12 protein-coding genes are annotated in these 14,632 nt (G+C 41.8%); 5 read left to right on the top strand and 7 right to left on the bottom strand.

The features are described 5' to 3' along the window. Positions 1 to 322 precede the first annotated feature (322 nt). Positions 323 to 3,079: a DNA polymerase I gene (gene polA / locus FJ709_RS19005; protein ID WP_226412059.1), complete on the bottom strand. Its 2,757-nt coding sequence runs from the start codon at positions 3,077 to 3,079 to the stop codon at positions 323 to 325. A 570-nt stretch (positions 3,080 to 3,649) separates the two neighbouring features. Between polA and elbB the strand changes: the two genes are divergently transcribed. Continuing rightward, positions 3,650 to 4,303: an isoprenoid biosynthesis glyoxalase ElbB gene (elbB, locus tag FJ709_RS19000; protein ID WP_226412057.1), complete on the top strand. Its 654-nt coding sequence runs from the start codon at positions 3,650 to 3,652 to the stop codon at positions 4,301 to 4,303. 39 nt (positions 4,304 to 4,342) lie between these two features. On the opposite strand, the gene glpG is transcribed toward elbB, so the two are convergent. From glpG to FJ709_RS18975, 5 genes are all read right to left on the bottom strand, one after another. Then, positions 4,343 to 5,185: a rhomboid family intramembrane serine protease GlpG gene (gene glpG, locus FJ709_RS18995; protein ID WP_226412055.1), complete on the bottom strand. Its 843-nt coding sequence runs from the start codon at positions 5,183 to 5,185 to the stop codon at positions 4,343 to 4,345. Continuing rightward, the gene (gene glpE, locus FJ709_RS18990) at positions 5,182 to 5,490 is read right to left on the bottom strand and encodes a thiosulfate sulfurtransferase GlpE (RefSeq protein ID WP_226412053.1); all 309 of its coding nucleotides are present in this window, start codon (positions 5,488 to 5,490) and stop codon (positions 5,182 to 5,184) included. The genes glpG and glpE overlap by 4 nt, the downstream gene beginning before the upstream one ends. Before the next feature lie 124 nt (positions 5,491 to 5,614). Next, the gene (tdh, locus tag FJ709_RS18985; protein WP_226412051.1) at positions 5,615 to 6,640 is read right to left on the bottom strand and encodes an L-threonine 3-dehydrogenase; all 1,026 of its coding nucleotides are present in this window, start codon (positions 6,638 to 6,640) and stop codon (positions 5,615 to 5,617) included. A gap of 44 nt (positions 6,641 to 6,684) precedes the next feature. Continuing rightward, positions 6,685 to 7,878, bottom strand: coding sequence for a glycine C-acetyltransferase (locus FJ709_RS18980; protein WP_226412049.1), 1,194 nt, complete (start codon positions 7,876 to 7,878; stop codon positions 6,685 to 6,687). Positions 7,879 to 8,159: 281 nt separating this feature from the next. Beyond that, positions 8,160 to 8,816, bottom strand: a complete 657-nt coding sequence (locus FJ709_RS18975) for a TetR/AcrR family transcriptional regulator (protein ID WP_226412047.1) — start codon at positions 8,814 to 8,816, stop codon at positions 8,160 to 8,162. A 134-nt stretch (positions 8,817 to 8,950) separates the two neighbouring features. Between FJ709_RS18975 and waaA the strand changes: the two genes are divergently transcribed. Continuing rightward, positions 8,951 to 10,216, top strand: a complete 1,266-nt coding sequence (gene waaA / locus FJ709_RS18970) for a lipid IV(A) 3-deoxy-D-manno-octulosonic acid transferase (RefSeq protein ID WP_226412045.1) — start codon at positions 8,951 to 8,953, stop codon at positions 10,214 to 10,216. A gap of 44 nt (positions 10,217 to 10,260) precedes the next feature. On the opposite strand, the gene FJ709_RS18965 is transcribed toward waaA, so the two are convergent. Continuing rightward, a complete protein-coding gene (locus FJ709_RS18965) occupies positions 10,261 to 10,995 on the bottom strand; it encodes a 3-deoxy-D-manno-octulosonic acid kinase (RefSeq protein ID WP_226412043.1) in 735 nt (244 codons plus the stop codon). 102 nt (positions 10,996 to 11,097) lie between these two features. Between FJ709_RS18965 and FJ709_RS18960 the strand changes: the two genes are divergently transcribed. The 3 genes from FJ709_RS18960 (at position 11,098) to FJ709_RS18950 (ending at position 14,422) form a co-directional block, all read left to right on the top strand. Beyond that, a complete protein-coding gene (locus FJ709_RS18960) occupies positions 11,098 to 12,126 on the top strand; it encodes a glycosyltransferase family 9 protein (protein WP_226412041.1) in 1,029 nt (342 codons plus the stop codon). A gap of 132 nt (positions 12,127 to 12,258) precedes the next feature. Then, a complete protein-coding gene (locus FJ709_RS18955; protein ID WP_226412039.1) occupies positions 12,259 to 13,329 on the top strand; it encodes a glycosyltransferase family 9 protein in 1,071 nt (356 codons plus the stop codon). Position 13,330: 1 nt separating this feature from the next. After that, positions 13,331 to 14,422 carry a glycosyltransferase gene (locus FJ709_RS18950; RefSeq protein ID WP_226412037.1) on the top strand — a complete coding sequence of 364 codons (1,092 nt, stop codon included), beginning with the start codon at positions 13,331 to 13,333 and terminating at the stop codon, positions 14,420 to 14,422. Positions 14,423 to 14,632: the final 210 nt, after the last annotated feature.

Genomic DNA, 14,632 nt, shown 5'->3' with positions numbered 1-14,632 from the left:
TGCTGAGGCGCCGAATTTGGCTGGTCACTATCGCTAGTGAAATAAAGGTTTGAAAGACTGAACATCTTAACCTCTGTACCCTACGACAAGAATAATACCCTATTGGACTTTAAATGGAAAACTGTTTTTCATATAAAACGACAATAATGTGAGCTTAAGCACAGTCGACTTATATCTATTTTTTATTCATTTGTCATTGTCATAGATTTTAGTTATTAATATCAGATGATTGGAGTTAATTGTACGCGATAAAAAACCGCGCTATTCCGGCGCGGTTTTGGCTTGATCTTGAATCGAGTTAACTATTTTGGCATTTATAAGCTTAGTGGGCTTGATCCCAGTTGTCTCCAATACCAGCTTCTGCGAGTAAATAAACATCTAATTTGGCCGCATCGGCCATCAGCTGACACACTTTTTGTTTTAGCGCCTCTGCTTGAGCAGCGTCCACTTCAAACACTAGTTCATCGTGCACTTGCATGATCATGCTTATCTCGCCATGAGTGTCTTGCTTGATCCAGTTTGCTACTGCAATCATCGCTTTTTTGATAATGTCAGCAGCAGTACCTTGCATTGGTGCATTAATCGCAGCGCGCTCTGCAGCTTGGCGTCGCATGGCATTACGATCTTTTATTTCCGGTAAATACAGGCGACGACCATATAAAGTTGAGACATATCCTTGTTCTGCGGCCTCTGCTCGTGTGTCTTCCATATATTTTAATACGCCAGGGTAACGGGCAAAGTAGGTATCGATATAGGTTTGAGCCTCATTGCGTGGAATATCTAATTGCTTAGCTAAACCAAATGCTGACATACCGTAAATTAAACCAAAGTTGACCGCTTTAGCGCGGCGACGTTGCTCTGTTGTGACCTCTTCAAAATGTACTCCAAATACTTCTGCTGCAGTTGCTTTGTGGATGTCTTTGCCCTCGGCAAAAGCGGTTAGCAGGCCTTTGTCCTGTGACAAATGAGCCATAATGCGGAGTTCAATTTGTGAGTAATCCGCTGCTAATATTTTACGACCTTCAGGTGCAATAAACGCTTGGCGAATACGGCGACCCTCTTCGGTACGAATAGGGATGTTTTGTAAGTTAGGATCGCTAGACGATAAGCGTCCGGTGGCCGCATTGGCTTGGTGGTAGCTTGTGTGAACGCGCCCGGTGGTAGAGTTAACCATTAGCGGTAACTTATCGGTATAGGTACTTTTTAATTTGGCCAAACTGCGGTGCTGCAAAATAATTTTAGGTAATGGGTAATCCAACGCTAATTCAACTAAGACATCTTCAGCTGTAGAAGGTGCGCCTTTAGGTGTTTTCTTTTTAACAGGGTATTTTAACTTGTCGAAAAATATCACTTGCAGCTGTTTGGGCGATGCAAGGTTAAATTTCTCTTCGGCGATTTCATAAGCCTCTTGTTCTAACTTGTCGAGCTTTAGAGCTAACTCACCACTTTGTTGGCTAAGTAGCATTGAGTCGATATATACACCTTGTCGCTCTATATCGGACAATACTTGTATAAGGGGTAATTCTAGGTCATTAAATACGCTGGCAAGTTTGGCTTCTTTTTCGACTCTTGGCCATAAATGTTGGTGTAAACGTAAGGTGATATCGGCATCTTCCGCTGCGTAGGGGGCTGCAATTTCAAGTGGGACTTGGTTAAAGGTGATTTGTTTGGCGCCTTTTCCGGCAACTTCTTCAAAACTGATATTTTTATGGCCTAAATATTTAAGTGCTAAGCCGTCCATATCATGACGTGATGCTACTGAGTTAAACACATAAGATTCAAGCATAGTGTCATAACGTACCCCTTGTAGCTTAATGCCAGCATTAGCTAAAATACTGATGTCGTATTTAAGGTTCTGACCGACTTTCTCAGGTTTAGTGCCTTCAAGAATAGGGCGAAGCTTTTCTAATGCAGCGGCTTTATCTAGCTGTTGTGGTGCGCCTTCATAATCGTGTGCCAGAGGTAAATAGGCTGCTTTTCCGGCCTCTATCGCAAATGAGATCCCGACTAATTCAGCATCCATATAATTTAAGCTAGTGGTTTCGGTATCGACTGCAATTAACTCTGCTTGACCTAATGTGGCTATCCAATGATCAAGCTGCTCGTCAGTCAAAATGGTTTGGTAGTCAGTTTCTATTACTACAGCTAACGAACTTGGCTCATCCGTTTCTTCAGTTTTAGATGCTGTTGGATTGCTATTATCCAGTACTTCAGCTAACCAACGCTTAAACTCCATTTCGCCATAACAGGCAATGAGTTCATCACGGTTTTGCGGTTTAATATCAAGTCCATGCCAGTCTTGTTCTAGCTCGACATCGGTTTTTATAGTGGCGAGTTCATAGGATAGTTTCAACATGTCTGCGTTATCGATGATTTTAGCAGGCATAGTTTTTGAGCCTCTAAAGTTCACTTCTAGTACAGATTGAGGATCTGCTAGTAATTTTGCCACACTGCCAACACCCGTTAACATAGCAAGGGCGGTTTTTTCACCTACACCGGGCAAGCCTGGAATATTATCGGCTTTATCTCCCATCAAGGCTAAAAAGTCGATGATCAATTCGGGGCCGACACCAAATTTAGTTTTTATTTCTTCTGGTCCCATGATGGTATCTGTCATGGTATTGATTAAAGTGACATGTTCATCAACGAGCTGGGCCATGTCTTTATCGCCAGTACTGATTAATGTAGCCCGACCTTCTTTACTCGCCTGACGAGAAAGAGTACCTATTACATCATCGGCTTCCACACCTTCAATACTGATCAACGGCAAGCCTAATGCGCGAATAATACGGTGCAATGGCTCAATTTGACTGCGTAAATCATCCGGCATAGGAGGACGTTGCGCTTTGTACTCACTGTACATGTCATTACGGAATGTTTTGCCTTTAGCATCAAAAACCACCGCGATATGTGAAGGCTCATATCGGCTTAATAAGCTACGCAACATGTTTACTACGCCATATACAGCGCCTGTTGCCTCCCCTTTAGAGTTGGTTAAGTGTGGTGGTGCGTAGTAAGCGCGATAAAGATAAGACGATCCATCGACCAAAATAAGCGGATTATGAGCAACTATAGGCATAATATGAGTTCGTTTCTGTTATGTTGAAAAGAATATACTAGCAGTGAATATAGCATGAAATGGACTGTGAATGTTTGAACGTTATGAGTAACTTAACTCAAGCTGCATGTGTCAAGAAAAATGACCACGTAAAATGGTCACAGCCTGTGGATAAGTCTGTGAGTCATTTTGTGTAAATAACAGGATAGTTTTAAATGCGACTAGAATTGAAAAACTTAACTTGTTGAATTTTATTTACTATTTTAATTTTTGTGAGCGGTATATAAGTTTTATAAATTATTCTTATTATGTGGACTTTTTTATTTAACTGGGTTAGCCCCTTGATATATAAACGATAGATTTAAGATTTTTTAGCGTTGCAAACTACATCAGATACATCCATTTAATAGGGTTAATTATCCAATAATCCAGTTCTTTGATTTTTCGTAGTGAGTGACGTTGTAAAATTGAATAACTGACTTTACAAAAAATTGGATGAGCTAAGTTAGCACGATTTTTAATCAGATCAAGTGTTTTGTTGAGCATTTGTTAAAAAATAACGTAATCAATATTAAGGTGAAGGAACCGACAATGAAAACTATTGCAGTATTATTAAGTGGATGTGGCGTGTTTGACGGCACAGAAGTACATGAAGCAGTATTAACTTTATTGGCACTGTCCAGAGCAGGTGTAAATTACCAGTGTTTTGCACCTGATATTGAGCAAATGCATGTTGTTAATCATTTAACTGGTGAGGTTATAGTTGCAGAAACTCGTAATGTGTTAATTGAGTCAGCACGAATTACCAGAGGGGAGGTGCTTAACGTTACAACCTTAGACATTAAACTGTTTGATGGTCTAATTGTGCCTGGTGGATTTGGTGCGGCAAAAAATTTATCTAATTTTGCCACCAACGGTAGTGATTGCACTATTTCACCTATTGTTGAAACCTTTTTGCGGGAGTTTGCGTTGGCGAATAAGCCAGTAGGCTACATGTGTATTGCCCCTATGATGCTGCCTGTTATTTACACTAATGTTAAAGGTACTATTGGCCGTGACAGTGAAACCGCTCATGCATTTAATGAAATGGGCGGCGAACATCATGCTGCTAATGTTGACGATATTATTGTTGATGAGGCGAATAAAATAGTCACTACCCCAGCATATATGCTGGCTACTAATATTGCACAAGCCAATGCAGGGATTGAGAAGTTAGTGAATAAAGTATTGGAAATGGTAGGCTAAATTCTTACTCTATTTTCTGAAAAAGATTGATATATTGGGTTAGCTTTTAGCTGATTTTCGACTATCAAATAGTGCTTGGGCTAAGCCCACTAACAAACCGCCAACATGCGCTCCGTTGGCTATTGGCATACCTAATAAATCGGTAAACCCCAGTACTAGCCAAATCATCATAAAACCCATATATGATTGTGGTAGTGCAATACCACAATCAGATTTTCGGACCCCCATTAACCAGGTATATCCTACGACCGCATAGACTACGCCTGATAAGCCACCAAAATTTGGGCCCGTGATAAAAAATTGCAAAACATTAGGTAAGGTGCCCGCCATAAGCAGTAAAAATAATAAGGGTCTTGTGCCTAAGCGAGTTTCTATTTTGCCGCCTAAATACCACCACCAGAGTAAATTGAAAATAATATGCATAGCTGAGAAATGCATTAGTGAGGGGGTGAATACTCGCCAAACTTGATTCAGGTTGCTGTCAGGAACTGCGCTAAAAAATGATAACGCGCTAAATGTGGCGTTACCCATGCCTAAATTCATTAATGCATATACAGCAACACAACTAAAAAAGGTGATTAACGTCAGTGGCCCAGCACCGGTAATGAATTGCTGGGTTAAGCCTAAAACACCTGAACCATAGTCAAACTTTGATTGGGTATTACCGTTGTCCCACGAAGCCTGTAGATATTTGTCATCATAAGGGTGCTGCACAAATTGAGCGAATTCATTGCGAGCTTTTGCTTCGTATTGCGGCTCAACTAACATAATGGCCACGCCTTGGGGTAAAGGCTCAATATGGCATTGAATGCCTAAACCTTTTAGATAATCTATCAAGGCTTGGGCTGCACGGGCATTAGCGAGTTGGCCTATTTCTATCATGCGTGGGCTGCTCCCCATGCTGCATACCCACCATCTAGACTATAGACGTCATCAAAACCTTGCTCAATAAGGTAGCCCGCGGCGCCTTGGCTACTGATACCGTGGTAACAGACAACCACTAACGGCTTATCCATATCTGCATCGGCAATAAACTGAGCGATATTTTCGTTAGTTAAATTGATCGAGTTTTCAATATGCCCGGCATTAAAAGTGGCGCCATCGCGAATATCAACAATCTGTACATCGTTAGAATCTGTAGTCATATGGATGAGTTCGTTAATAGATAAATGCTTAAAAGTCGACATGCTTCACCTTAAGATAAAATAACTGAATAAATAACAAAGTAAACGTGATTATGTAATAAGGGGTTGTATTGATACAACCCCTTATTGGTGTGGATATTTGGTGAGATTTAGGATTACGCCTAAATTAGTCCCAATTTAATATCACTTTTCCTGATTGGCCTGAACACATGGCATCAAAGCCCTGTTGGAAGTCATCAATACTGAAATGATGGGTAATAATAGGTGACAGGTCTAATCCCGACTGAATTAAACTGGCCATTTTATACCAGGTTTCAAACATCTCGCGGCCATAGATACCTTTGATGATTAACCCTTTGAAAATGACTTTACTCCAGTCAATAGCCATATCGCCACCAGGAATACCTAGCATGGCAATTTTGCCGCCGTGATTCATGGTGTCCAACATGGCGTGGAATGCTGATGGCACCCCAGACATTTCTAAGCCGACGTCAAAGCCTTCTGTCATGCCAAGATCTTTCATCACATCTTTTAAGTTTTCTTTGGCGACGTTTACTGCGCGTGTTACGCCCATTTTGCGGGCCAAGTCTAAGCGGTATTCGTTAACATCGGTAATCACCACATGGCGAGCGCCCACATGCTTACAAACCGCCGCTGCCATAATACCAATAGGCCCAGCACCTGTGATTAATACATCTTCACCGACCAAATCAAATGATAATGCAGTATGAACAGCGTTACCAAATGGGTCAAAAATAGCGGCTAATTCATCCGGAATGTCCGCTGGAATTTTAAAGGCATTAAATGCTGGTAATACTAAAAACTCAGCAAATGCGCCATCACGGTTTACACCCACACCAGAGGTGTTACGACATAAATGGGTGCGACCACCACGACAGTTACGGCAATAACCACAGGTAATATGGCCTTCACCTGATACGCGATCACCAATTGCAAATCCACGCACTTCTTGGCCGATGCCGACAACTTCACCGACATATTCATGACCTGCAATCATAGGAACCGGAATAGTCTTTTGCGCCCACTCGTCCCATTTATAGATATGTACGTCTGTGCCGCAAATGGCCGTTTTACGGATTCTGATTAATAAGTCGTTATGACCCATTTCTGGTTTTGGTGCATCAACCATCCAGATGCCTTCTTCAGGCTTTAATTTGCTTAGTGCTTTCATCTTAATAACCTACTATTTCCGAGCTGTTGTCGTTTTGGCTAAGATCAAATAATGCCCATGTCTTTACCTATTCGGGTAAAGGCATTGATAGCATGGTCTAATTGTTCACGGGTGTGTGCGGCTGACATTTGGGTGCGAATACGTGCTTGCCCTTTAGGGACAACAGGGAATGAGAAACCTACCACGTAGATATGCTCTGCCAGTAATTTGTTAGCAAAATCGCCCGCGAGTTTGGCATCACCAATCATGACCGGAATAATGGCATGATCTGCGCCGCCTAAAGTAAAGCCTGCTGCTGTCATTTTTTCTCGGAAATAACGGCTGTTTTCCCATACGGCTTCACGCAAGTTTTGCCCTGTTTGTAGCATTTCCAGTACGCGAATCGACGCACTGACAATTGATGGGGCTAAAGAGTTTGAAAATAAGTAAGGGCGTGAACGTTGACGTAACCATTCAACCACTTCTTTTTTAGCGGCAGTAAAGCCACCTGATGCGCCACCTAATGCTTTACCTAAAGTACCAGTAATGATGTCAACTCTATCCATAACATCACAGTACTCGTGAGTACCTCGACCATTTTGACCAATAAAACCTACCGCGTGAGAGTCATCGACCATCACTAATGCACCGTATTTATCAGCTAAATCGCATACGCCTTTCAGGTTGGCAATTACGCCGTCCATCGAAAATACACCGTCGGTGGCAATCAAAATATTGCGCGCACCAGCGTCTTGAGCCGCTTTTAATTGGACCTCTAAATCAGCCATATCGTTATTGGCGTAGCGGAAGCGTTTCGCTTTACATAAGCGTACGCCGTCAATGATTGAAGCGTGGTTAAGTGCGTCAGACACAATGGCATCTTCGGCATCTAATAAGGTTTCGAACAAACCGGCGTTGGCATCAAAACAGGAAGAATACAAAATAGTATCTTCAGTACCTAAAAACGCGCTTAAGCTTGCTTCTAATTGCTTATGAATATCTTGAGTACCACAGATAAAACGCACCGAAGCCATACCAAAACCATGGGTGTCTAAACCCGCTTTTGCTGCTGCAATAAGGTCAGGGTGATTCGCTAAACCTAGATAGTTATTAGCACAAAAATTAATGACTTGAGTGTGATTAACTTCAATCGAGGTTTGCTGAGCAGATGCAATTACACGCTCACTTTTATATAAGCCATCGGTTTTTACATCGGCAATTTGTTGGTTGATACGGTCATAGAAAGAGGTTGAGGCCACCTTTTTTCTCCTAGATATTGGTTATTATGCTAATCCAAACCTCAGTGTAAAATCGGTCTACACGGGGCAGGTCAGTTGGAGTTGATGGCATTCTAACCTGTATTTTTGTTGTCCCACAGTGTTTTTTATAGTGGCAAATGCAACATTAATAAGATTAGGGCAATTGAGGTGTTTCGATTAGAAAATCTAATCAGAATTATGAATGAATCGTTATCGAAAATACCGCCAACCCACATACTATTGTAGCGGGTTCGGGCAACATTGTTTGATGGCTGTAGAGTTTACGCTGCGGCAGCGCGCTCTTGGCTAGCGATATCACGATAATGATGTTCTAAACGGTCAAATGTCGCGATGGATGACGGCGTTGAGTAAGCTTTAAAAATCATCATAACCCGTAATAAACCATCGTATAAAGTGGCTTTAGTTATGGTGCCAATACTCTTTTGCGTTAACTGGTAGCTAATCCAAAAACTCACCATCATTTTAATGGTGTCTGCTAAGTCGATAATGCGATCATCATCTACGGCTAAAATGCCATCTTTTTTCAGCTTTCGTAATACATCACTAGAGCGATTTAATACCTGCTGCTGGGCATGTAAATAACGTTTTTTAAGCGCATCATCACGACTTAAAATATCGGCTAGATTGGCATACATAAAGCGGAACTGCCATAGGGTATAAAACATGGCATCAAAATAACCAATCAGTAAGTCAACCGTAATTGGGATGTCATCGTACGGCTTAAACCCCGACTCTAAATGACTTTCATACAAACTGAATATGGAGTTAATGATGTCTTCTTTATTGCGGAAGTGGTAATACAAATTACCCGGGCTAATACCTAAATGGGCAGCAATATGATTGGTTGTTGTGGCACGTTCACCGTGTTCATTAAACAGTTCGAGGCTTGCAAAAACAATTTTATCGCGGGTTTTCATGCGGTTTCCAAATTCAACAAAAAGTCATTTACGCTTATGGCGACATGATAATCGACAGTCCATATCCCTATGAATTATGATTATGTTAACATTGTGTTTATCTGACAAGCAAAAATCTCAAAAGTAGCTAATTAATGTTCCGAATTCTGTATTCGATATTTCTTTACCTCTTGTTTCCATTAGTTGTGATTTATTTTGGCGTGCGTGCCTATAAGAGTGTTGACTACCGCAGTCGCTGGAGTGAACGTTTTGCTTTAACCCAATGGGCAAAAACCGATGTGGTGGTGCATTGTGTCTCAATGGGGGAAACATTAGCTGCATTGCCACTAATCAAAAAGCTGATGAAAACCTATCCAGAATATAAATTTACCGTCACCACGACTAGCCCAACAGGGTCTAGCGAAGTGTTCAAAGCATTTGGCAATAAAGTACAGCATTGCTATTTACCGCTGGATTTTGCTTATGCAGTGAAGCGATTTTTACGCCAGACAAAACCCCAAATGTTGATCATTATGGAAACCGAGTTGTGGCCAAACCTGTTATATTTTGCAGATAAACAGCACGTTAAGTTAGTACTGGCGAATGCGCGTTTATCAGCTAAATCTGCTAAAAAGTACCAAAGTAAGTCATGGCTAACTCAGCCTATGTTAAAACAATTAAGTGCTATTGCGGTGCAAACCCAAGCAGAAGCTAGCCGGTTTACTTCGTTAGGCATTGACCCCGCCGTTGTGCATGTGTGTGGCAGTTTAAAGTTTGACCTTACAATTGATCCACAAAAATTGCAGCAAGCTCAAGCGTTAAGGCTGCAATGGCAACGCCAACAAGCGCCTATTTGGGTCGCGGGCAGTGTTCATCCCGGTGAGTTTGACGCGATATTAACTGCACATAAACAACTGTTAGCCAAATATCCTGAGGCTTTATTAATTATGGCGCCGCGTCATCCTGAGCAATTTAATTTAGCAGCTATTACCATTGCTCAAGCAGGTCTGCAATTAGCGCGTCGTAGTATGAATGATAACGTGGTTGAACACACTCAAGTGTTACTTGGCGATACTATGGGTGAGTTAGTCATGTTATATGGCGCCGCAGACCAAGCTTTTGTCGGCGGCACGTTAATTAAGAGCGGTGGTCACAACCCACTTGAGCCAGCAGCAATGGGTTTACCCGTCACTCTGGGGCCTAATCATTGGGATTTCGCCGAAATTACTGCGCTGCTGAAGCAAGCTGGAGGTCTTAAAGTGGTAGCCAATGCTGGTGAACTTGCCGACACACTACTGCACTTTTTTGAACATCAGCAAGATTATCAACAAGCTGTGCTAGCTGCTCGTGGTGTTGTTGAGCAAAATAAAGGCGCACTTGAAAAGCAATATGCGCTAATCGCGCAGTTATTAACGCACTAAAATACACGAAAGTGCTCAATAGGCTGCTTTTATTGGCGCTTAATTTACAGCCCTATTGGGTTTAGCGTTTGATAGCCCTGGATTAATTGTTGCCAGTTTTCTGTGGTGAATGGTAAGGCCGGTTGCTTAGTTTGCTCTTTGTTAAACGAGCGCAATAATCGTTGTAAATTTGCCTGTTGCCATTGTTTCTGCGGTGATTTAATTTCACCGCGATCAAAATCGATTAACGAGAATGAATCACCAGAGATTAAAATGTTCTTCGCGTTAAGATCGGCATGGTAAACCCCACGCAGATGAAACTTAGCAATAGTTTCGCCCAATGCGTGCCACTGAGCCTCAGTAAGTGGCTGGCTAGCTAAGTGAGCAACCAGATCTTTCGCGCCAGCGACTCGTTCAATAATAATATCTGCACGATACCACAGACCAAAACGTTCAATTTTAGCTGCAATGGGATTTGGTACCGCAAAACCTTCTTGATAAAGCAGCTCTAATAAGGCTAACTCAGCATAGGCACGTGTGCGGGTTAATCCTGTGTAAAAGTAAGCATCACGGCTAAATTTCTCCATTAATCCACCACGCCAATAATGACGTAATACCCACTGTTGTTGCTGATGTTCAGCACCGGTTTGTACAAACCAGGTGGTGTAGCGTCCTTTGGATTGGCCAACTACAGCATCTTTCGCCTGCCAGTGCTCAACGGTAAAGCTGTCGACAGTTAATTGTGCTGCCGATGGTGGGCACCATGCAATGACGCCGTCGGGTATGGATTTTAGCTGCATGAATACTTGATAACCCTGCTAGATCAAAAGGGCATTATACCTTAAGATCACTCACTTGCATTCACTGGCAACTTCGCTTGCTTAATCTTACATTGGACGCCCATGAAGTTTGACCCTAGCAAGATGAAATCATTATGCCTTTTAAGGCTGTCCGCCATTGGTGATGTGTGTCATGCCGTGGCTATGGTACAAGCCATTCAGCGACAATATCCAGAGTTAAGTATTACCTGGATTATAGGTAAAGTAGAATATCAATTATTACAGCATCTCCCTGGGATAAAGTTTGTCATATTTGATAAGTCCCAAGGTTGGCGAAGTTATGCTGCATTGCGTAAAACATTAGCCGGACAAAAATTCGATGTGCTTTTACATATGCAAGTGGCTTTAAGAGCCACAATTGCATCATTGATGATTAACGCCCGTATTCGAGTTGGTTTTGATAAGGCCAGAGCCAAAGAAGGCCAATGGCTAGTGACCAACCATGCGGTAGCTCCACTAGCAACTCCACATGTTTTAGATGGTTTTATGGGGTTTGCCAAAGCCATTGGTGTGACAGACTTAACCCCGCGTTGGCATATTCCTGTCCCACAAGCTGATACCGACTTTGCCTCACTACTTATAGGTGATGATAAGGTATTGGTGATTTGCGCGGCAGCGAGTAAAGCTGAACGTAACTGGTTACCTGATCGCTACGCTGCCGTGGCCGATTATGCGATATCGCAAGGCTTTAGCGTGATGTTATGCGGTGGCCCCACAAAACTAGAAAAAGATTTAGCCGATGCGATTCAATCACACAGTCAACATATGTTAGACAACCAAGTCGGTAAAACATCCTTAACGCAACTGCTTGCGGTCTTAAAACAGGCTAAACTGGTGCTTGCCCCCGATACCGGACCATTACATATGGCGGTGACTCAGGATACTGCTGTTATTGGTCTATATGCACATTCTAACCCTGATAGAACAGGGCCCTATTTCTATCGCCAACATACCGTGAGCGTTTATCCACAAGCTATAGCGATACAAGTACAGGGCGACATTCCTTGGGGAAAAAGAGCCAAAGGCGATCAGTTAATGACGATGATCACTACTGAAATGGTTGTTCAAGCTTTTGACTGCATTTCATCCTAAGGTGAAAACTGGTATAAATACCCTCCTTGTGGTTTATAAAGCGCATTAATACTGGCGTCATAAATAAGTCTCTAGTCGTAAATATAATGGAAACTAATATTGCTTACGTTATGTAGCAATGGGAAAAATTTAATGGCAAAAGCGCATGTTATCTTGTTTGTTCCAGTGTCTTCAGAAGAAGGAATTGGAGAATATATGCGTTCTAAAATTGTGGCTGATGAAATTGCTGCCCGTTGGCCAGATGCCCAAATTGAGTTTGTACTGAATAGTCGTGCCCCCTATGCCAGCTCTTGCCCTTATGTTACCCATTTAGTCGATGACACTCCGACAAAGCGAGTTAAAGAAGTTAATTTGCTGGTGGATAATTTAAAGCCTGACTTAGTTATTTTTGATGCTGCAGGGCGAAAAGCACAATTGAAACATGCTCATAAAAGTGGGGCAAAAGTGGTGTTTGTTAGCCAGCATAGGCGTAAGCGTTCTCGAGGAATGAAAATTGAGCGTGCGCTAGTAACAGATAGTCATTGGGTGGTTCAGCCTGAATTTGTTATCGGTGATATTACCCGATTTGATAAGTTCAAACTCAACCTGATTAAGCGCCCTTTTCCTATTTTTACCGGGTCTATTTTTGCAAAGCCGGATCCTCTTCGACTACAAGTGTTACAGCAATATTATGGTATTACCTCAGGCCAATATTTACTTTACAGCGCCGGTTCTGGTGGTCATAGAATTGGTGATAGCTTAGCCGCAGATATTTTTGCCCAAACAGCATCTAACTTGTTTAAGCTAACGGGTATTCCAAGCTTGATGATCTTTGGTCCTAACTACCCTAAAGAGTTAGCCGACATGGAAGGTATCATTGTTATTCCTGAGCTTACCAGTCTGGATTTTATTAGCTTACTGAGCGATGCCCAAGCTGCAGTACTTAGCGGTGGCGATACTTTATTACAAGCAATCGCCCTAAATGTGCCAACGTTAGCGGTTGCTGTAGCTAAAGATCAACCGAGTAGAATTGAACGTTGTACGCAGCACCAGTTAGCCTTGAGTTGTGATACAAATGTCGTCGATATGACTAATACTGTGCAATTATTACTAACGCCGCTTAATGGGCAAAAATTAATTAATGCGATGCAATTGGAAAGTGATGCCGAAGGTTTAGATATTTGTATGGCTGAAGTCACCCGTTTGCTCGGTGAGGTTATTTAAAATGGCTAAGCGCATAGGTCTTGCTATTGATAGTTTGGCTGGTGGAGGCGCAGAAAAAATAGTCCTAACCCTGGCAAGAGAGTTTAAGCGACTAGGGCATGAGCCGCATTTATTAGTGCTTAGTCCACATTGTGATTATACGTTGCCTCAAGATATCCCAGTACATTTTTGTTTTACCAAAGGGCAACGCCATATTGATGGCTTGTTTGTACAACATCGCTCAGTTAAACGCATTAAAGATTGGATAGCTACATTATCGGACCATTTGGGCCAATTTGATGTGTTTTTCTCTAATTTAGACCGAACCAACTTACTGTTGACTCAGGCAAAGGTAAGCCCACTTTTTTGTGTTATTCATAATGCGATTGAAGAAGAGCTTAGGCGTGAAATGAAACTTGGCCCGTTGGCCTATTTTGGCATGTGGCGGGCAAAAAAAGCATTAAGCGGTCAACGTTTAATCACGGTTTCAAAAGGTATTGAACAAGATATCATTAAGCAAAAGCGTATCAAACCTATGTCTATGCAGACTATTTATAATCCTTTTGATATTGAAAGTATCCGCGAAAGTGCGAGCTTACCCAATGTGCAAATTCCGAAGGGTGATTATATTATTCATGTGGGCCGAGTCGCTAAGCAAAAGCGTCATGATGTGTTGTTCAGTGCCCTTGCAAAAATGCAGATAAAACTGCCTTTAGTATTGCTGTGTAATAACCCTAAAAAGGCATTAAAACTTGCTGCTAAATATGGGGTCGCTGATCGTGTTATTTGTCCTGGTTTTCAAGACAACCCATTTTCTTGGATTAAACACGCTCGCTTATTAGTACTCAGTTCCGACTATGAAGGTTTTGGCAATGTCATTATGGAAAGTTTGATATGCGGAACCCCTGTTGTAAGCACTGATTGCCCATTTGGACCCAATGAGATTTTGACTCAAGATTGTGCACAGTTTCTAGTACCAAGACGCGATCCGCAGGCGTTAGCAATTAAAATGGAACAAGCGTTGAATGAGTATCCTCTCATCGCAGATACAGAAATATTTAAACAAGTTGATATTGAATATAGTGCAACTCAGTATCTTAAACTCATTCCATAAAATAGTTTTAAGAGTTATATCTTTTTTAGGTAGTTTGAGCAAAGTTCATTAAAAGCAAGATTGAAATGATAACTTCCATTGATAGTGCAAAGTTAAGTATGTGCTTTACAGATTAACCTAAATCAAAGGTGATAAAGAGCTGGTCTTGTCATATTTCGAATTATTTGAAAACGACTTACGAGTCAATCATAGCAATATGTATGCTATATT

Source organism: Shewanella glacialimarina (assembly GCF_020511155.1).
Classification (GTDB): Bacteria; Pseudomonadota; Gammaproteobacteria; order Enterobacterales; family Shewanellaceae; genus Shewanella; species Shewanella glacialimarina.
Note: the sequence above shows the minus strand (reverse complement) of the source record. Positions and strands in the feature narration are given on the sequence as shown.